This is a genomic window from Sulfobacillus thermotolerans, assembly GCF_039623705.1.
GTDB classification, from domain to species: Bacteria; Bacillota; Sulfobacillia; order Sulfobacillales; family Sulfobacillaceae; genus Sulfobacillus; species Sulfobacillus thermotolerans.
Window position 1 is genome coordinate 109,720 of the sequence record NZ_CP133983.1, and the last position, 19,045, is coordinate 128,764.

Annotated in this window: 14 protein-coding genes and 1 pseudogene; 11 read left to right on the forward strand and 4 right to left on the reverse strand. The window is 52.7% G+C overall.

Annotation, left to right across the window (positions count from 1 at the left end):
- Window positions 1–23: 23 nt before the first annotated feature.
- Window positions 24–2,504, reverse strand: coding sequence for a sensor domain-containing protein (locus ORD20_RS00450; RefSeq protein WP_158246134.1), 2,481 nt, complete (start codon window positions 2,502–2,504; stop codon window positions 24–26).
- A gap of 460 nt (window positions 2,505–2,964) precedes the next feature.
- Between ORD20_RS00450 and ORD20_RS00455 the strand changes: the two genes are divergently transcribed.
- From ORD20_RS00455 to ORD20_RS00475, 5 genes are all read left to right on the forward strand, one after another.
- Entirely contained in the window at window positions 2,965–5,187 is a 2,223-nt protein-coding gene (locus tag ORD20_RS00455; protein ID WP_103374232.1) for a bifunctional diguanylate cyclase/phosphodiesterase, read from the forward strand.
- 343 nt (window positions 5,188–5,530) lie between these two features.
- The gene (locus ORD20_RS00460; RefSeq protein WP_430626395.1) at window positions 5,531–6,181 is read left to right on the forward strand and encodes an IS607 family transposase; all 651 of its coding nucleotides are present in this window, start codon (window positions 5,531–5,533) and stop codon (window positions 6,179–6,181) included.
- On the forward strand, window positions 6,178–7,698 hold the full coding sequence (locus ORD20_RS00465; protein ID WP_430626396.1) for an IS200/IS605 family accessory protein TnpB-related protein: 1,521 nt from the start codon (window positions 6,178–6,180) through the stop codon (window positions 7,696–7,698). The genes ORD20_RS00460 and ORD20_RS00465 overlap by 4 nt, the downstream gene beginning before the upstream one ends.
- Before the next feature lie 477 nt (window positions 7,699–8,175).
- Window positions 8,176–9,807 carry an APC family permease gene (locus tag ORD20_RS00470; RefSeq protein WP_242968505.1) on the forward strand — a complete coding sequence of 544 codons (1,632 nt, stop codon included), beginning with the start codon at window positions 8,176–8,178 and terminating at the stop codon, window positions 9,805–9,807.
- Between the two features lie 289 nt (window positions 9,808–10,096).
- The gene (locus tag ORD20_RS00475; protein ID WP_103375535.1) at window positions 10,097–10,282 is read left to right on the forward strand and encodes a twin-arginine translocase TatA/TatE family subunit; all 186 of its coding nucleotides are present in this window, start codon (window positions 10,097–10,099) and stop codon (window positions 10,280–10,282) included.
- Between the two features lie 88 nt (window positions 10,283–10,370).
- Here ORD20_RS00475 and ORD20_RS00480 read toward each other — a convergent pair whose 3' ends face one another.
- On the reverse strand, window positions 10,371–11,141 hold the full coding sequence (locus ORD20_RS00480) for a hypothetical protein (protein WP_430626397.1): 771 nt from the start codon (window positions 11,139–11,141) through the stop codon (window positions 10,371–10,373).
- Window positions 11,142–11,219: 78 nt separating this feature from the next.
- Here ORD20_RS00480 and ORD20_RS00485 point away from each other — a divergent pair.
- From ORD20_RS00485 to ORD20_RS00495, 3 genes and pseudogenes are all read left to right on the forward strand, one after another.
- A pseudogene (locus ORD20_RS00485) lies at window positions 11,220–11,984 on the forward strand (ABC transporter ATP-binding protein); the annotation flags it as partial.
- Window positions 11,981–12,724: an ABC transporter permease gene (locus ORD20_RS00490; RefSeq protein ID WP_103375537.1), complete on the forward strand. Its 744-nt coding sequence runs from the start codon at window positions 11,981–11,983 to the stop codon at window positions 12,722–12,724. The pseudogene ORD20_RS00485 and the gene ORD20_RS00490, both read left to right, overlap by 4 nt.
- A 118-nt stretch (window positions 12,725–12,842) precedes the next feature.
- Entirely contained in the window at window positions 12,843–13,058 is a 216-nt protein-coding gene (locus ORD20_RS00495) for a hypothetical protein (protein ID WP_103375538.1), read from the forward strand.
- A 177-nt stretch (window positions 13,059–13,235) separates the two neighbouring features.
- Here the strand turns inward: ORD20_RS00495 and ORD20_RS00500 are convergent, their stop codons facing one another.
- Both ORD20_RS00500 and speE read right to left on the reverse strand, forming a co-directional pair.
- Window positions 13,236–14,420 carry an MDR family MFS transporter gene (locus ORD20_RS00500; RefSeq protein ID WP_103375539.1) on the reverse strand — a complete coding sequence of 395 codons (1,185 nt, stop codon included), beginning with the start codon at window positions 14,418–14,420 and terminating at the stop codon, window positions 13,236–13,238.
- Between the two features lie 482 nt (window positions 14,421–14,902).
- Entirely contained in the window at window positions 14,903–15,748 is an 846-nt protein-coding gene (gene speE / locus ORD20_RS00505) for a polyamine aminopropyltransferase (protein ID WP_103375540.1), read from the reverse strand.
- Between the two features lie 395 nt (window positions 15,749–16,143).
- On the opposite strand from speE, the gene ORD20_RS00510 reads away from it, so the two are divergent.
- The 3 genes from ORD20_RS00510 to ORD20_RS00520 are packed head-to-tail and all read left to right on the forward strand — an operon-like array spanning window position 16,144 to window position 18,933.
- Window positions 16,144–17,283, forward strand: coding sequence for an ABC transporter ATP-binding protein (locus ORD20_RS00510; RefSeq protein WP_207654665.1), 1,140 nt, complete (start codon window positions 16,144–16,146; stop codon window positions 17,281–17,283).
- Window positions 17,175–18,110, forward strand: a complete 936-nt coding sequence (locus ORD20_RS00515; protein WP_242968506.1) for an ABC transporter permease — start codon at window positions 17,175–17,177, stop codon at window positions 18,108–18,110. Before ORD20_RS00510 ends, ORD20_RS00515 begins: the two co-directional genes overlap by 109 nt.
- A gap of 1 nt (window position 18,111) precedes the next feature.
- A complete protein-coding gene (locus tag ORD20_RS00520; RefSeq protein WP_103375542.1) occupies window positions 18,112–18,933 on the forward strand; it encodes an ABC transporter permease in 822 nt (273 codons plus the stop codon).
- The last annotated feature ends 112 nt before the right edge of the window (window positions 18,934–19,045 follow it).

A 19,045-nucleotide genomic window follows, 5' to 3' on the forward strand; every position in this document is an offset into this window, starting at 1 on the left:
CCGTTGATGGCTTTTCATGATGCTTAGCGGTAGCGGTTCATGAAGTGTTCAAGGGCGTCCGCCGGCAAAGGGCGGGAAAAATAATAGCCTTGAATGACGCTACAGCCTAGATCCTGCAAGGCGTTGACCTGTTCTTGGGTTTCAGCGCCTTCCGCTATCACCGCAACCCCTAAATTGTTGGCGAGTTCAATCACGGTTTTGACAATCGCCCGACTTTTTGTTTCGTAGAGGACATCGTGCACAAAGGATTGATCGATTTTCAAGGACGTAATCGGAAACTCTTTAAGATAGCGTAGGGACGAAAATCCCGTGCCAAAATCGTCTAGCGCAATGGACATACCCATGTCCCGAAAGGCTTTAAGGATGCGCAAAGTATAAGCCACATTTTCCATGGCCGCGCTTTCCGTAATTTCAATCTCCACGGCTTGTGGAGGGCATCCAGTGGTTTCAAGGATTTGCATAATCATCGCTTGAAGATCGGGTTGCTGGAACTGTCGAGCAGAGAGGTTGATTGCCACTTTGTGCAAAGGGCGTCCTTTGGCTTGCCACTGAGCGGTTTGACGGCAAGCTTCCGCGAAGACTTGCTGGCCAATGGGGATAATCAGACCGGAATGCTCAGCAAATGGAATAAAGTCATTCGGGGGCACTAAGGAGCCGTTGGGGCGTTGCCACCGCACCAAGGCTTCGACCCCATAAATTTGTCCGGTTTGGCTATTCATTTGCGGTTGGTAGTGGAGAATGAATTGACGCTGTTTCAGCGCCTGGTTGAGGTCGCTTTCCAGCAAGACATAGTCGCTGCTTTGACGGTTCATGGTGGCGTTATAGAGTACGAATCGGTTCCCACCTAAATTTTTGGCGCGGTACATGGCCACATCAGCATGTTTGAGCAAGGTATCCGGGTCGCTGCCGTCGTGAGGATAAAGCGCAATCCCAATACTGCCGGGGCAGCGGAATTCCTGACCCGCAATGTGCCACGGCTTTTGCAACTGTTCTAAGATCCGTGCAGCAATGGCACTTAAATCTTCGGCACGCGTCATCGGGCGCAAAAGGACGGCAAATTCATCGCCACCGGTGCGGGCTACCATGTCCTTTTGGCGGATGATTTTCTTAAGCGTATCGGCCACTTGCTGAAGCAATTGGTCACCCGCAGGGTGGCCTAAGGTATCGTTCACATTTTTAAACCGGTCCAAATCCACGAATAGCAGAGCAAAGGATTGCTGATGGTCTTGAGATTCGGCAATAGCGGATTGAATTTCCGCAATAAATTGGCTGCGGTTGGGCAAAGCGGTAAGCGGGTCGTGGTGGGCCAGGTAGCGCAGTTCCAGCTCAGCTTGTTTATGGTCCGTAATGTCGCGGACCAAGCCCCGAAATCCTGCAGGCTGGTCGTCCGCATTGAGAATAAGAGAGACGGTGGCATTGACATACCGCGGCGTTCCGTCCTTGCGTATAATTTGCCACTCGGTCATTGCCGAGTGCCGGCTACGGTATACGCTGTGAAAAGATTGATATAACAATTGGGCCTGGTCTTCATTCGTATAAGCGCGGTAGTTCAGACCCGCCAGTTCTTGTGCCGTGAAGCCGAGAATCGTGCTCAAGGCGGGATTGAAAAAGCGTAGGTTTCCCGCTAAATCCACCTCAAAATAGCCGTCTTGAATTTCATTTAAGATTGTCCGGTATCGCTCTTCGCTATCGGCGAGCGCGCGAGCAGTTTCGCGGTAGGCGGTAATGTCACGTGCCAGCACCACGATGCCCGCTAAAGTCGAACCGTGTCGATAGGGAATGCGATCGACTTCCACTTCTAAAAGGGCACCCGATGCTAAAGGCCATGTTTCAATCGAAGTTCGGGTGGTTTGTTGGGACCGCAAGACCTCTTGGAAGCCGATTTGCCAGGGGTTACTTTGAAATAAAAGACAGGTGTTGGGCACCTCTGGAGGGGTAGACGCGGGGTAACCCATCCAATGCCAGGCAATGTGGTTGGCGCGCAAGAGGTGCTGACCGGCATCAAATTGCCACACCGCGGTATCGGTTGCCTCCATAATCATTTCCAGTTCAAAAAGGGATTGGTGTAAGGAACCTTGAGAGGGAGGACTGGCGGCAGGCGCGGCCGTGATGACCAAACACCACCGCGAGCCATCGGGATAGTAGTAGGGGGTCCGTTGCACTTGCAACCGTTGCGGAGTTTGCTCGGGCCCCCAAAAAACGACCTGTTCGGATAGCGTCTGATGGGCTTGCCAAGCGTGCTCATCCTCTTGGCGGTTACACACGAAGCTTTCCGCTAAATGGGGATAGCGATGCCGGGCTTCTTCTGGCGACAGTTTTGAGGACTGGGGACTATGGATTGCGAACAGCCGTTGAGCGGCTTGATTCATGCGGTACCAAAAACCTTCTGCATCTTTAATTAATACAGGATCAGGACATGCTTTCAACAGCATGTGCAGGCGGGCGTTTGCCAAATCCGTTTGGAAACGGCCCCGGCTTCTAGACTTTCCACGGCGAACAACCATCGCATTGGACTCCTTTTTATATACGGCGCTCCAAAATGTTTTTTGGGCTGTCTCTTGCGCCCCGCGTCCTTGCTGGGGGAGACACCATGCTTTATCACGTGAACCTGTTGTTGTTATGCGCGGATGAATGGGACTCATTGACCGCGAAATTCGACAGTGATATGGGTTTATTGTACTGAATGAACAAGAAGGGCTCCAAATGATAGGAAGGATTTACGGGAAATGTTCCTTAAAAAGGCAAAAAAAACCTGGTTGTGGAATTTTTTAGGGGAAAATGGCCATTAATGTGGCATTGTGCACGCGACAGTCCTTTATACTCTCGGATAGATAACGTCCCACGCCCGAAAGAGCCATGGACTTAGGGCTCTTATGACGGGTGTTTTGTGCACCTTGGCGAAGTTAACCGCTACCGTGGACGAAGAGGCGAGGGTATTTGTGTGAATGGAGGGTGTGAGGGGCGATGCATTGGGAGAGTGGGGCTACGTCCTGGCCCGCAGATGTCATTCATGGGGTGCTCTTCGCTGGGTTGTTGGTTGCGTTGTGGGAATTGGCCGATCTAGCGGCGGTTAAGACCACGCCACTCCTAGCGCGCATTCTGATGATTGTGGGCGCCCCTTTGTCTTTGCTGACGATTGCGCTATGGGGCGGCATGGACATGCCCTATGGGGTCTATTTTGTGGTCATGATGGCCATGTGGTATCTGCTGGCCGAGAAGACGTGGTCTCTCGTGGCCTCAGGCGTGGTATTCGGCGCGATGCTGTTGAGTGCCGTCGGATATCATGGGTGGTCACCTCATACGGTGATGGACATTGTGGTCATGACCGGCGCTGTGGCAGCTCTGACCGTTATGCCGTGGCGCCATCCTGTGTTAATTTACTTAGCATTGTTGGCGGTGTCTTTAACAAGTGTCATCATGAATCCCAATGGGATGCATGATTTTATTGTCACCGTCACGACCGGTTTGTTGTTGGCCGGATACATTACCGGACGCGCGCGGCGGGAAAAAGTGTGGGCGGATGATAAAGAGCGGGCGGAACATGATGCGTTGACGGGCGCCTTGACGCGTCATGGTTGGCAAAGGTGGCGAGAACGGGCCCAAAGCCAAGCGGATACGGATTGGCTCTTTGTGGCGTTTGATATTGATGACTTTAAATCCATTAATGATACTTGGGGCCACATGGTCGGCGATGAGATTCTCTCCCAATTCGCGGCTCGCTTGTTACGCCAATGTCATCCCGAGGATGCCGTGGTGCGGTTTGGCGGCGATGAATTTGCTTGGGTGTCAAAGCTCACAGACCCGGAATTAGCCAAAAAGGTAACGGCCACATTGCATGCGGAGGTGACGGGCGGCTCTTACGAGACAGCGGCTGGGCTTGTGCAATTAGGAGTGTCCATGGGTTACGTCGTGGGCCCGCTGACCGATCGTTTGTTGGAAGATGCCGATGTGCATCTGCTTTATGCCAAGCGCCACGGCAAGAATTACGTGGTAGGTGCAGATACCCCCATCACGGACGCCGATGCAGAGCCGATTTACCGTAATGAGTTAGGATGGCTAGCCGATGCGGCGCTGAATTTGTGGCAATATTGCCAGGTGGGAACGGTTATGACCAGTGTCGATGGCCGTATCGTGGCGGTCAATCCGGCGTTTGAACGCATGACGGGGCGGAGTGCCGATGAACTCGTAGGACAAAGTCCTGCGATTAACAGTGCAAAAACGACGCCTAAAGCGGTCTATCAACAAATGTGGCAGCAGTTGACGCAAGGAAAGCCATGGCAAGGGCGTCTTAAAAATCAGCGACCGAACGGCACCTTTTGGTGGGCTTGCGAAGAGATTATGCCCATTCATTTGGGAGGACGCTTAGTCGGTTATTGGTCCTTGGTCGAGGAATGTTCCGAAGACCAGCAAAGGGCTCAATCGCCTACGGTAGCGTCTTCGTGGCTCGAACAGTTTAGTTACCGGGTGGCGTTTCAGCCGATTGTGCACCTAGCAGATGAACACATTATTGGGTATGAGGCGTTGATTCGGCCGTCCTTTCAAGGGGAGATGGTGAGCCCTTTGCAGTTTTTTTCGGAATGCGCGCAAAACGCTTTAAGTCTCGAGGCAGATTTGGCCTGTCTTTCCGCTATTGCACGGCGCATTCAAGAAATGGGCTTTTGGCCAGCAGGATCTCAATTATTTATTAACATCCAAGAGGCGACGCTTGAACAATCTGAGCGTGTAGAACTCGTGCTTAAGCAAATCATGACGGTGCTGCCACGAAGCCAAATTGTGTTAGAAGTTTATGAGCATGCGACATCCTCTGATCGCGATTGGGCTAGTGTGGCGAAATCATATGCAGGGATCGCGTTTGCCCAGGACGATTTTGGCGTGGGAGAGGCGGATATTGTGCGCATGCATCAGCGCCGCCCGGCATGGCTCAAGTTTGATCGTGCCTTGGTCTCTCGCTTGCCTGTTGATGCAGCGCTCCAGGATTTGATTGCGATGATGGTCTCGTGGCTGCATCAAAGGGATAGTTATGCAATTGGCGAAGGGGTCGAAACTCGTGAGCAAGCTCTTATACTTCAGCACTGCGGCGTCGATGCGGCGCAAGGATATTTATGGGGCCGGCCTAGCTGGGATGTGCCCCAGACCGTATCCCGCCTCATGACAGCTGGTGAGAGTCCCAAAGATGTAGCCGGATAGCAGACGCTAAGCCGTTGTCCAACGCCGGTATAACCGTGGGAACAGCAGAATTTTTATGATTTTTACCTTGGATAGCACGCGAAAAACCTCGCCATAGGCACGGTTTTTTGGTCGTCATGAACAAGACTTTTGGGACCTATCGTTTTGTAATATAAGGGGCTGCGCAAGATGACTTCGTCCCGGACGGTAAAAGGCCGGTGTATGGTGAAGCTTCTTTCAAATTTTGACGACCAGAATGCACCGGTGATTATCCCGTGGGCATCTGTGGGTATATAAGGAGGTTTAAGCTGCTTGCTGTCAATCTATGATGATCTCTGATAATATGTTATTAGGTGATTGTATTATGGATGAGCAGTTTGTCAGTATCGGCAAGGCGGCCAAGATGCTCGGCATGAGCATCGACGGACTCCGGAAGTGGGAACGCGAAGGGCGCCTGATTCCGGTGCGTACCGTGACGAATCATCGGCGCTATCGGGTCGCGGACTTACGCGCCCTGATGCACGAGGATGCGCCTGATGTTGCTAGGGATACTCGTTGTCTCCTCTATGCCCGAGTCTCGACCACAAAACAACAAGACGCGGGGAACTTGGATCGTCAACTCGGGCGGTTAACCGCGTTCGCTGCGGAGCAGCGATGGACTGTGGTGGCGGCTCTTACCGATGTCGCGAGCGGCTTGAATGAAAAACGGCGGGGTCTCCATCGGTTGCTGGATCTTGCTCAGCAACACCAAGCGGGCATTGTGGCTGTGGAATCCGAGGATCGATTGGCACGCTTCGGGTTTACTTATCTGGAAAGTTACCTGCACGCCTTTGGCGTGCGTGTTGTTGTCATGGAACACACGGTGAAAGACGATCAGCAGGAACTCGTGGAGGACTTGATTGCCATTACCACGTCGTTCTCGGCCCGCATTTATGGCAAACGCGGAGGGGAAAAGATGGGGTCGACCGTGCGTCAAGCGATGGCGACCTTAGCTCAGGAAGGAGTCCCCGAATGAAGACAACCATTTTTGGTGTCTTGCTCGATGTCACGCCCGATCAGGACACGGTGTTACGCCGTTTGATGCGCAAATATGGGTTCATGCTACGGTTTGCCTTTCAACGCTTGGTTGGAGGACTACAAAACATCGGCGGTTTGGAACGTCACTGTGCCAGTGAAACGGAGTTGCCGCTGCGTTACGCCAAAGATGCGGTGCAAGAAGCGCAAGACCTCATTCGGGCCCGCCATCAAGCCATGAAAGACGGGGCGACTTTATGGACGCAACGCGTGAAAAAAACCCGAGAACGGTTGACCGCACTCCGGGCCTCCCCGCATCCGAATGCCCGCCGCATTGCGGGACAAGAACGTAAGCTCACGCATCAAGAAGCCCAGCAAGCGTTTTATCTACAGCATGTCGAGGCAGGCACCTTTCCTCCCGTGGTGTTTGGCACAAAAAAACGGTGGTTGGATCAGTTTAAGACTCTCGATGACCCCCTCGCCGAACAGGAACGCCAGCAGGCGTGGCGGAAAGAATGGGACGAGAGCCGGAATGGTCGGCTGTCAGCGCGTGGGGATCGAACCAAAAGGGGCAATCCCCTCCTGCGCGTCCGCGCAGGAACCGACCATTGGATCGTAGAAATCTCTCTCGATTGCCTCAAACCGGGCAACCCCGACGCCAAAGTCCCTCGGTATGAGAAACTGGAGATCCCTCTCTATATTGCGCGGAAGGTGTCCAAGAAAACTGGCCAAGTCCATGGCCGGGATTATGAGGGGCTGCTGCGTCGGGTGCTCGCCGCCGGCGACCCCTATCAAGTCGAAATTCTCCGACGTCAAGGACGGTATCAGGTCCGCGTGACCGTCGAAGAAGTCCCCGCGCCCATCCAGACCGATCCGCGTCATGGCTGGGTGGGAGTGGATACCAACAGCACCTTTTTGGCGCTCTGTCACGTGTTGCCGAACGGCAATCCCCACGCCTTCGCGACGATCGGGGACCCCCGTCTCTTCGATGTCCGATCGACCCAACGCGACGCGTTGGTGGGAGGTCTCGCGGTCGAGACCGTTCAGTGGGCTAAGGCTCGTGGAGCGGGACTGGTCGTGGAAGACTTGCAGTTCATCCATGATCGGGATGTGAGCGCCAAGTTTAACCGCGTGACGCACCAGTTTAATTACCGGGCCTTGCTGACGGCGGTCGAACGACAGGCCGCGCGGGAAGGCGTCGCCTTGCGGAAAGTCAAACCAGCTTATACCTCGATTATCGGGCGGTTCAAGTATCAGCCGCAATACGGGATAAGCGTGCATCACGCCGCGGCCCTCGTGATCGGGCGACGAGGCGGACTGAAAGTCCGCCGGGAAAACGTCCCGAAAGCCTTGCGGCTCTGGATGCAAGACCGCGATCAATGGAACGACCCCACTTATCGGAAAAATGATTGGAGTGCATGGGCTCGGATTAAACGGATCATGACGAAGACGTTGGCATCGCACCATCAGTATTTGAGTGCCTGGTTAGGGTATCGCAAGACGTTATTCTCCGAATGACCCATATCGCATTCCCCCGTCGCCACCACGTGGCGAAAGGAGCGACGGGGCATCTTGATGAGGGCCCAGTAACACTGGGGCTCAGGGCACCACCGACGGGACACCGATGGGAGTTTCCTGCCATCCTTCTCCTGCCGGGATCTTGAGCGGTGCGTGGGGGAAAAACATCCCCACGCGATGGGGCGGAAGCCACCCCCGAGCAGACGAATCCTGTGAGGACTGCGGGTCCCGTTAGGGGCCGAGAAAAGCCGAAAGAGATTATCGTAGGTTTTTTTAACCAGGTGTTTGTACAATTATTCACATGCTGGCATGAAAATTTATTTTCTGACAAGGCAGGAATTTATCGTCCGATGTCGAAAGTTGAAGGGTATCATTATTTCCATTAGACGCCTTGCTGAGGATTGCCCCGAGACGTCTTAGAGCACTTATTTAATTTCAGATAATTGCTATTTCTGTCACTCACAGAGGAGGAAACACGTGATTAATTTAGAGCGGGGCTTGAAACGTGAATTATCCTTTCTCGATCTGACCATGTCCTCGCTGGGGGCCATTATTGGATCCGGATGGTTATTTGCGGCCTTTACGGCGGCGTATTTGGCGGGACCGTCATCGATTTTTAGTTGGATCATTGGCGGTGTGATTGTCTTGTTCATTGGCTTGGTTTATGCCGAATTAGGTTCGATGATTCCGGAATCGGGGGGCATTGCGCGCTATACGCAATACTCGCATGGGCACTTGACGAGTTTTATCGTCGGGTGGGCCGCGGTGATTGCATATGCCTCTGTACCCGCCGTGGAAGCCGAAGCGACAGTGCAGTATATGAGTCATTTTTTCCCGGGACTGTATGTCAAGTCCACGTTGACTACGTCGGGCTTGATTTTCGCCGCCCTGTTGATTGTGGCCTTTTTCACCGTGAACTACTTTGGGATTAAGGTGTTTGCACGGATTAACACACCGCTCACGATCTGGAAATTCTTGATGCCGACGTTGACGGTAATTGTGTTGGCCATTGTCGGGCTGCATGGCGTCAACTTCAGCCACATTGGGGGCTTCATGCCGATGAAATCGTCGGGAATGTTGGGCGCGGTCGCGTCGGCCGGGATTGTGTTTTCCTACTTGGGCTTTCGGCAAGCGGTGGACTTGGCGGGAGAAGCGAAAAATCCCCAACGGGACGTGCCTCGCGCCTTGATTGTGTCGATTGTGATCGGCATTATTCTCTACACCTTGTTGCAGGTGGTCTTTATCGGAGCGCTCCCCACCTCGGTCCTCGGGAAAGGCTGGGCCGCGATTGCGTCCAATGCGCAAATTGCAGGGGCGCCGTTTGCCCAGTTGGCCATTTTTGCGGGCTTGTCGTGGTTGTCGACCCTGCTGTTTATTGATGCGTTCTTGTCGCCCGCTGGCACGGGCAGTATTTATCTGGCTTCCACGACGCGCGTCTTAGACGCGCTGGGCCGCAATGGCTATTTGCCCAAGGGCTTAGCGAAAATCAACCCCAAGACGGGGATTCCCAGCATTGCCTTGGTGGTCGCGGCCATCATCAGTTTGATTTTCTTGGCCCCGTTCCCGGCGTGGCAGTCGCTGGTGGCGATTGTGTCGGGAGCCACCGTCTTTACCTACATGGTGGGACCGATTTCGGCCGCCGTGTTTCGCCGCACGATGCCCAATGTACCGCGGCCCATTCGCTTAGGCGGCTTGTCGTGGATTGCGCCGGTGGCGTTTATTGGCGCGTCCTTGATTATCTACTGGGATGGCTGGGTGGCCGACGAGAAACTCTTGGGCATTATCTTGATTGGCGTGGCCCTGTATTTGATTATCAGCGCCATTGTGCCGCAGACGATTGCGAAGCCGTCGGCACAGTCATTTAAGTCCAGCGTATGGATGGTGTTCTATCTGCTATTCATGCTGGCGATGTCTTATTACGGCTCGGGTGTCTTTGGAGCCCCGGCTAACCACGGCAAGGGCTTTATTCCGTATCCGTGGGACTTGGTAGTGATTGCGGTCGTCTCGTTGCTGTTTTACTACTGGGGGGTATCGAGTGGCTACCGCAGCAAAGCGGCGGATGAAGTGTTGGAAGCCCTCGAGGAAACCCGCGAGACGGGCGCGTTATAAAGGCAGTCCCGAAAGGCTAGCAATCCCATTAAAACAAAAGGCGGCTCGTTATGAGCCGCCTTTTGTTGACCGGCGTTTTGGTCATGGAAGCGCTTGGCATTATGACGCCTAAAAGCTTGAGCGTGTGAGAATTATGTGGATAAACCTGTGTGGAATTGTGGATAACAAGAAAACAAGTGTTTTGGTGATCCCCATATCGTTATGACCAACGCGCTTAAAAACGCTGCGCGAAGACCTTGTGGCAGGCGTATAATAGGGCCAAGAGGTGCTCAAAAAAGGAAGCGATAACATGGATGATTTGTTGTCTCCGATGCACATCATTGTGCTGTTAATCGTAGCTTTGCTGATCTTTGGGCCCAAACGCTTGCCGGAAATTGGGGGCAATTTAGCTAAAGGCATTAAGGAATTTAAACGCGCGATGAATGGTGACGCCTCGTCATCGGAAAAGCCCTTAGATTCCTCTCATGATCGTTAACGCATAATTTCGGGAACGCGCATACCGTATCTCAGAACGAGAAGCGCCACGCCTAATTCTTGGCGTGGCGCTTGTGTGTTGCATAAGCTTAGGAAGCGGCCGGGGATGACGGTGCGTGACTCCAAGAGCCATGGTAATGCATATGTCCCATGGGTCCGGAATGCGTGACCATCTGATCAATTAGGGTGCTGAGATGTGACTCCATTTGAGTGGCCTGGGTTTGAGTCAGTTTGCCAGCGGAGACGGCGGACTGAATCTTCGCCTGGGCGTCTGACAATAAGGTGCTTTCCAAGGCACTGGCGGAAGAGCCGTGGTCTTGGGCAATGGTGGCTAGACTCTGGCCCGCCTTGAGATCAGCCTTTAAGGTGCTGGTGGAGATGTTGAGATCCTTAGCGATAGTGGACAAGACGGCGTGGCCCATCATGCCAAAATGGTGAGGACCATGGCCCCAAGCACCGCCCTTGGGCATCATGCCGGTGCGAGTCACCATCTGATCAATCATGGTGCTGAGATGTGACTCCATTTGAGTGGCCTGGGTTTGAGTCAGTTTGCCCGCAGAGACGGCGGACTGAATCTTCGCCTGGGCGTCTGACAATAAGGTGCTTTCCAAGGCACTAGCGGAAGAGCCGTGGTCTTGGGCAATGGTGGCTAGACTCTGGCCCGCCTTGAGATCAGCCCTTAAGGTGCTGGTGGAGATGTTGAGATCTTTAGCGATAGTGGACATGACGTTACCCATCATGCCGAAGCCGCCACGGTGATTCCAAGCACCGCCTTTGGGCATCATGCCGGTGCGAGTTACCATCTGATCAATCATGGTGCTGAGATGTGACTCGATTTGAGTGGCTTGGGTTTGAGTCATTTTGCCCGCAGACACGGCGGCTTGGATTTTAGCCTTCGCATCTGACAGTAAGGTGCTTGGCACTGCGCGGGCAAAACGACAAGCCTTGCCCTGATGATGGGCTTAACATCGCCGAGTCACGGTTCAGTGCGGCTTTTGGGTGCGCTGCCGGCTTCGCCCCAAATCCATGCCAAAATTGGGGTGATGTTGCAAAATGTCAGCGTGCCGGACCGCTTGACGGTGCTCGAAAGTGTGAATTTGTTCCGGGGCTTTTATCCGCATCCTCTGCCTGCGGCCGAAGTTCTCGAAATGGCGGGCCTAGAAGAGGATAGACGGCAAATGGCGTCTCGGCTCTCTGGGGGTAAAATGCGGCGCCTGCAGTTTGCCTTAGCCATGGTGGGCAATCCTGACGTCCTCTTTTTGGATGAACCGACGGTCGGGATGGACGTTCAATCTAAGCGCTTATTTTGGGAAATGCTGCGTCAATTTGTGGAGGACCAGCGCACGTTGATCTTGACGACGCATGATTTGCATGAAGTCGACCAAATCGCGGACCGGGTGGTCGTGTTGAATCGTGGACGTATTGTCGCGGATGCATCTCCTGAGCACATTAAAATGCAAATCGGTGGGCGTCAAGTCTCATTTGTCATCCAAGACGCATCGCGCACGGTAGATTTGCGGCACTGGCCGGACGTGACGGAGGTCCAGATAGCAGGGCGTCACGTCATCTTGCAAACGCAAAATTCGGATGCCGTCGTCAAGCGCCTTATCCAAGAGGACTGGCCTGTCAGTGACCTTATGATTACCGGTGTTGGATTAGAAGAAGCCTTTGTTCGCTTAACGGCACGGGAGGGTGAGCTGTGAGAGCCTTATGGTCACAATGGAAAATGGATATGCTGCGTACGGTGCGCGACCGGCGTGTCTTTTTATTGACGATGGGCATGCCGATTGCCTTCTATTTCATTTTTATTGACGAAACCAATCCGCATCTTTCGGCTTCGGCACCGTTGTGGAAAGGATATTTTATGGTATCGATGGCGGCATTTGGGGTAGTGGGTTCGGCCGTCAATACCCTTGGAGTACGCCTTGCGGCGGAACGCAAGAGTGGGTGGGTGCGGTGGTTTAAAACGACGCCTTTGTCGCCCGTCGCTTATGCCCTATCGAAAATCTTGACGCAGCTAGTACTGTCTTTACTAATTGTCGCGGCGATTTTTGCCGTAGCGCATTTTGACCAAGGAGTCACTTTAAAGGGGGAAAAGTGGGCAGAAATTTTAGGGTGGTTGTGGATAGGGTCGATTCCTTTTGCGGCATTAGGCGTGGTCATAGGGTTTTTTGGGAACGCCGCTCAAATTTTGGGCACGTTGGTGTATTTGACGCTATCTTTTTTAGGCGGACTCTGGACTCCTATTTCCACAATGCCTTCTCCCTTACAACCGGTAGCCCGGCTGATGCCGACCTACCGGTTTGCCGCACCCGCTTGGGCTATTTTAGAAAACAAGCCTGTGGCAATCAATGATGTGCTGATATTGGGGGTGTACGCCGTTTTGTTTATCGGATTAGCGGCCTTGGCACAAAAATGGCAGGATGCGCGTCCTGACTTGTGAGCGAATTTTAGGCTTGGGGCACAAACAGGAAGGATTAGGAAAATATTTTCGATTTCTTGTTACCAACAATTCGTGTCTGTCGTTATGGTAGGTATAAAGCGAGCAAAGGAGAATGGCTATGCGTGAAAAGTATCCCATTTGTCCTGAATGCGGAAATCGGTGGGTGGGGCGGCTGACGGCGCCCGGCTGGTATTTCTGTTCGACCTGTACCGTGGAATTTAAACATGATGACGATGGCACGATTGTCTATACGATTACAGCGGAAGGGATTAGAAAACGCGCGCATCGCAAGCGCCGCCAAAGCATGCGCTCGCAAGAGCTGTCTCCGACCTAGTTCGAGCCTCACCGCGTAAATTTCCGGAGCCTTTTATGCTGCGGCTATTTCACTATGCCCGTCTATCTTTCTTACAACCCGTGCCTTATGGAGGAAATGAAAAGCAAAAGCGCCCCACTTGTGGAGCGCTTAAGTTTTGATCTTTTCACCCGATGATTGGTTGCACATTCTTCGATATTAGTGGGCTGTTTTCGTGAAATCTGAGCGCAACGTGCCCGATGTGGAGTGGTGCATAATCAGCCAGGTGGCAATGAGACCGCAGGCGCCCATGGCGAGCCACAATACCAGATGCCCAGCATCGGCTAATAACACGCCGCCTAAAACGGGACCAATGACCATGCCGAATGCGCTAAAGAAGCTGCCAGCACCTTGATAGCGTGCCCCATAGCCTTTGGGGGCTTGCGCTGCATATTCTGTAGGGGGCAACGGCTCATAGATGAGTTCACCTAGCGTCACGATGACAAAGGCGGCGACAATGAGCATGATTTCAGCGGACATGCCCAGCAAAATCATCGCAGCGGCGTACAAGATGGCGCCTAACCCCATCCAGAAGCGACGGTTTCCATGGCGCAATACACGAGACACAGGCCATTGCAATACCGTAATGAGAGCGCCATTCATAGCCCATAATAAGCCGTACCAGCGCAAGATGCCCACCGTATGCTCCATTTCCATGGGGAGCGTCGACATCAGCTGGCTATAAATGATGCCAATAAGGGTGCCGCCTAAGGCGACAGACCAAAATCCCGACTGTTTCCACGGCGGGAAATACAGCCACGTGCGCCAAATGGAGACATGCGCCCTTGGAGAATCCATGGGACGGGCGGGCACGATCTGGGGAATACCGCGGGTCAGCACGAGGCTGCTTATGACAAGGCAAATGGCATCGATCCAGAATATCCATTGAAATTGATAGAGAGCCAAAGATAAGCCGACCAGAGGCCCGACAATAATGCCGGCATTTTGGGATAGGAGCAACAAGCTATATCCTTGGGTTCGGTGTTCAGGCTTGACCTGGAGGGTCATGGCGTGAATTACCGCCGGGAATGCGGCTCCGACCATCATTAAGGTGAGACCGTAAGCAATGGTCCACACCCACACATTATGCACGAGACCAGCTGTCATCACGGCGATAGCGGCAATCGCATAAGACACCACTGAGATTCTGCGTGGTCCAAAGCGGTCGCTTAGGTAAGCAGCTGGCAATTGCCCAGCGATGTACCCGATGCCCGCAATTCCCATTAACAGTCCGGCATGAGCCATAGAAAGATGCAAATCACGTGTTAAGTAAAAGACGACAAACGGGTATAAGAAGCCATCCCCGAGGGCGTAGAAGAATTGGGCAACCACAAGGGCCCACATATTATCACTACTCCAGATTCATCACCATCCTCATGGAGGATTGTTTTTTGTGCTTTGTTCATCGACTCGGCACATCTGTAGCGTAGCCCTTCGCATCCCTGTCAGGCAAACCACAAAAACCCCAGATTTTCAAGAAATTCTGCTGCAATTTATTACCATTCGCATTGCCTGTGAAAGGCCCCTAGAAATTCATCGGTTTAAGCTGAGATGCTCTATTTTTAACCTTGTCCCATAAAATATAAAGAAGTTCCGTTAACCGGCTAGCCTTGGGGATGGCTTTGTGCAGGTCATTTTTATCGGTCTCCTCGGGAACCCAGGGCTTGTGCGCTGACCCAAGAGGAAAGAGGTTTGGCATTGTCTTAGCTGTCGGTGATTGGTTTTAGGCGTAACGTAACAGCTTCCCCCCCATATGAGCAGAAGAGACCTCTGCGGATTCTCGTGGTGAGGACCGGCAGGGGTCTCTTCTGGGCAAACGTGGCTATCTATTGGGCGTTATCAATGAGCTCTTCGAGAAAAGGGGGAAGCGCAAAGGCTGCCTGGTGTATAGCAGGCGAATAATAGCGCGTCGGGTAAGAGCATGACTGCAGCGGTTCCGACAAGTCGGGACCAAGTGATCCGGCGGTAAAGGTAAAAATGCCTCCGGGGTAGGTGGGAATCGTGCACCAGTAGACTTGGCGTCTTGGGAAAAGCCGTGCCACGTCGCGACTCACGTCACGGAGTACCTCGGGATTATAAAAGGGGGCTCCGGTATGCTGGACGTAGACCCCTAAAGGATTCAAGGCATTCATGACGTCCTCGTGAAATGCGGGCGTATAAAGAAATTGTCCTGGGCCTTCACCTTCGGGGTCGGTCGAGTCGACCAATATCACGTCAAATTTTTCCTGGGCGTGGGCCATATTTTTCACGTAAGCGGCGCCATCTTGACACAAAATGGTCAAGCGCGGATCATCAAGCGACTGCGTGTGTCCTGGCAGAAAGCGCTTGGCGACTTCGATGACCATCGGATCGATTTCGACCATGACGACGCGCTCCACTTTGGGCACTTTAAGCACTTCCCGCGCAAGTCCGCCATCGCCGCCGCCGACAATGAGAACGCGGCGCGGATGGGGATGCGACAACAACGGCACGAGCGCGAGCATTTCATGATAGATAAATTCATCGCCTGTTGTCGTCTGCATAATTTCATCGAGGACCATGGCGACCCCGAATTCTTCGGTCTCGACAATCTGGATCTGTTGATATTGAGACTTCCCTGCATAAAGTTCTCGAATGACTTTCCATTGCAAACGGTGCCCGGAAGAGGCCGTTTCCTCAAACCAGAAACCCATCAATATGACCTCCCAAAACCAATATCCCTTCGTGTTGACACGCTATTACCATATCATATTGACCCAGACGGTCGACACATCTGGGGTGATAGCGGGCTATGGCGCTTGGTGAGTTTTTCTTGCGAAGAGACCCCAGAAGTCTAGCAATTATGCAGCGATGCATTAAAATAATGCGGGTAGAGAAAGCGTGGCAACCTTTGTCCCTCGCCGCTAATGATCCAATGTCACCTTGCATGAGACTGGGGTTTAGACGTCTTGTGCGGGCTGATGCAATTTATTTTGGTACATTGTTCACGCCGACGAAGGATTCCTTTGAGGCGGGAACGAAAGATGATGCAAGGCATAAGGAAACAACACAGGAAAGGGCCTTTGGGGGGCAGGAAAGGGGCAGTGGTGTGTCGGCAAAAGTCATGATCGGGCTCCATCATGTCGCAAAACACTTTGCTAGTGCGCAAGCGATCCGAGACTTTTCAATGGAAATCTATCAGGGAGAATTTGTCACCCTATTGGGCGCCAGCGGGTCAGGAAAGACGACCATCTTGCGCATGATTGCCGGGTTTGAGTCGGTATCGACGGGTCATATCATCATCGATGGAGTCGACATGACCCAAATGCCCGCCAATCAAAGGCCCGTGAACTCCGTCTTTCAAAATTATGCGCTGTTTCCGCATTTGAATGTCTTTGACAATGTGGCTTTTGGACTCCGGATTAAAAAAGTCCCCGAACAGACCATTCGAACGCGCGTCTATGACGCCCTGGCGATGGTAGGACTCGAAAAGTTTGCGAGTCGCCGCATTCGTCAGTTGAGCGGGGGTCAGCAGCAGCGCGTGGCTATTGTGCGAGCGCTCATCAATGAGCCCAAGGTTTTGTTGCTCGATGAGCCGCTCAGTGCTTTAGACCTGAAGCTGCGTAAGGAAATGCAGCTGGAACTCAAAAGACTGCATCGCGAATTAGGCATTACATTTCTGTATGTCACCCATGATCAGGAAGAAGCGATGAGCCTATCCGATCGGATTGGGGTGCTAGCGCAGGGGGAGCTTTTACAATACGCCAGCCCCGAAGAATTATATAGCAGCCCGTCGTCGCCGGCGGTTGCGGGATTTATTGGTGAGACTAATTTGCTGACGGGGTCCATTGTCGATGTGACGAAAGGCTATACCATTGTGCAAACCCCGTATTTTCTCACCAAAACCCCCATGCGGGCGGACCACGTTTTGGGTGCACCGGTGGTGCTGAGTGTGAGGCCGGAGGCACTGCATTTGGGGGCCTTTGGGGATCAGGCGCTGTGCCGTGGTGTTGTCACCGAACGCATTTTTGGCGGTTCGCTCGTGCATTTGTGGATCCGCGTTGCGCCCGACCTCACCTTGCATTGTGTCAGTCACGGGGTTAATCAGACGTATGCCCTTGGAGAGGAGGTTGATGTGCAGTGGGATCCCAATCATTCCCTCGCGTTTTGCCAGACGGACAAACCGCCATCCAGCACTCTTCCTGGCATCGCCGGCGTGCTTGGCTCAAACGGCAGCGATGGACCATAGTCTTACCCGTGGTGGCATGGATGGTGCTGTTTTTTGCCATTCCTAATTTGTACATGTTGTTTATCAGCTTTATGCAGGTAGGTGGCTATGGAGGGATCGTCTATCACTTTACCCTCGCCAATTATGGTTTGCTGTTTCATTGGGTCGAATTTAAAGTCATTGCCGATTCCTTGTTGTTTTCTTTCTTGGTGACGATATTCTGCTTAGTTGTGGGCTACCCTTTTGCTTACATTATCGCAACGTCCTCACCCAAACGTAAAATTGTGTTGCTATTTCTTGTGATTGTGCCATTTTGGACGAGCTCGCTGATCCGAACCTTTGCCATGATGTTTTTAATTGCAACCGATGGCTTTATCAATTCGGTCTTGCTATCATTGCACCTGATTCACCAGCCGCTGAACATGCTTTATACCATGGGAGCAACCTATGTCGGACAATTTTATAGTATGCTGCCCTATATGATTTTGCCGTTATACGCGTCGTTGCAAGGCATTATGGACCATCCTGAATACATGGAAGCCGCGAAAGACTTAGGGGCAGGCGCGGCTAAGACTTTTTGGAAAGTCGTAGCCCCATTGTCGATTCCAGGGATTGCAACAGGCAGCTTGCTTGTGTTTATTCCCACCTTAGGCACCTTTTTCATTCCGCTATTGATGGGCGGTGGAGGAGTCGTCCTCGTTGGGAATTTCATTGAAAACCAATTTCTTGCGGCCGACAATTGGCCGTTTGGAGCCGCTGCGTCTGCCGTAGTGATTGTCATTACGCTGTTGCTCATCGGGTTGAGCTCACGCTATATGAATAATGCCTTCTTAGAGGAGGAGCGGTAATATGGCTACTGAGGCTCCGCGTGTACGTGGGCGTGAACATCCGTCGTCGCCTAGTTGGGTGCGCCAAGCCATTATCGTCGCGGTCCTAGGGTTTCTTTATGTGCCGATTGTGGTCTTGATTGCGTTCTCCTTTAACAACTCGTACCTCAGCGCCTTATGGACAGGGTTTACCTTTCATTGGTATCATGTGCTGCTGCAAGAGCCCACGCTTCTGCATTCGTTGGTGATTAGTCTGGAAGTGGCCGTGATTCAAACCATTATTTCCACGATATTAGGCACATTGGGCGGGATTGCGCTGCATCGGTACACGTTTTGGGGCAAGAAAGCGTTGATCTACTTTCTGTATGTGCCCATTGTCATCCCGGAAATTGTGATGGCGGTGGCGCTTTTGATCTATTTTCCCCATATTGGCGTGCCGCTTGGCGTTCCTGCTATGGTTATTGGCCAGACGACCTTTACGATTCCCTATGTGGTTTTGGTCGTACGCGCCGCTATGGCGGGATTTGACACCACCTTAGAAGAGGCTGCCAGGGACTTAGGCGCGAGTGAGCTGCAGACGTTATGGACGGTGACGGTTCCTGTGATCCTGCCGGGCATTATTGTGGGCGCGTTGTTGTCGTTCTCACAATCCTTTGATGATTTTACGACCAGCTTTTTTGTGGATGGTTCAGGCAATACGCCGTTACCCGTGCAAATTTATGGAATGCTGCGCCATGGGGTCAATCCGTCTGTCAATGCGTTATCGACGATTATTGTGGCGGCAACCCTTGTTATCGTATTTATCGGGCAAAGGACACAGCGTCGCCGCGCACAGCGCGGCTGATTACAGGTAAGGGGGTGAGGGCGCGGCAACGACATACAGGCGTTGAGGAATAGTCCGCATCAATGTTCATCGACCATTCTATATCATTCTATATATTCCATATAAGGAGGAA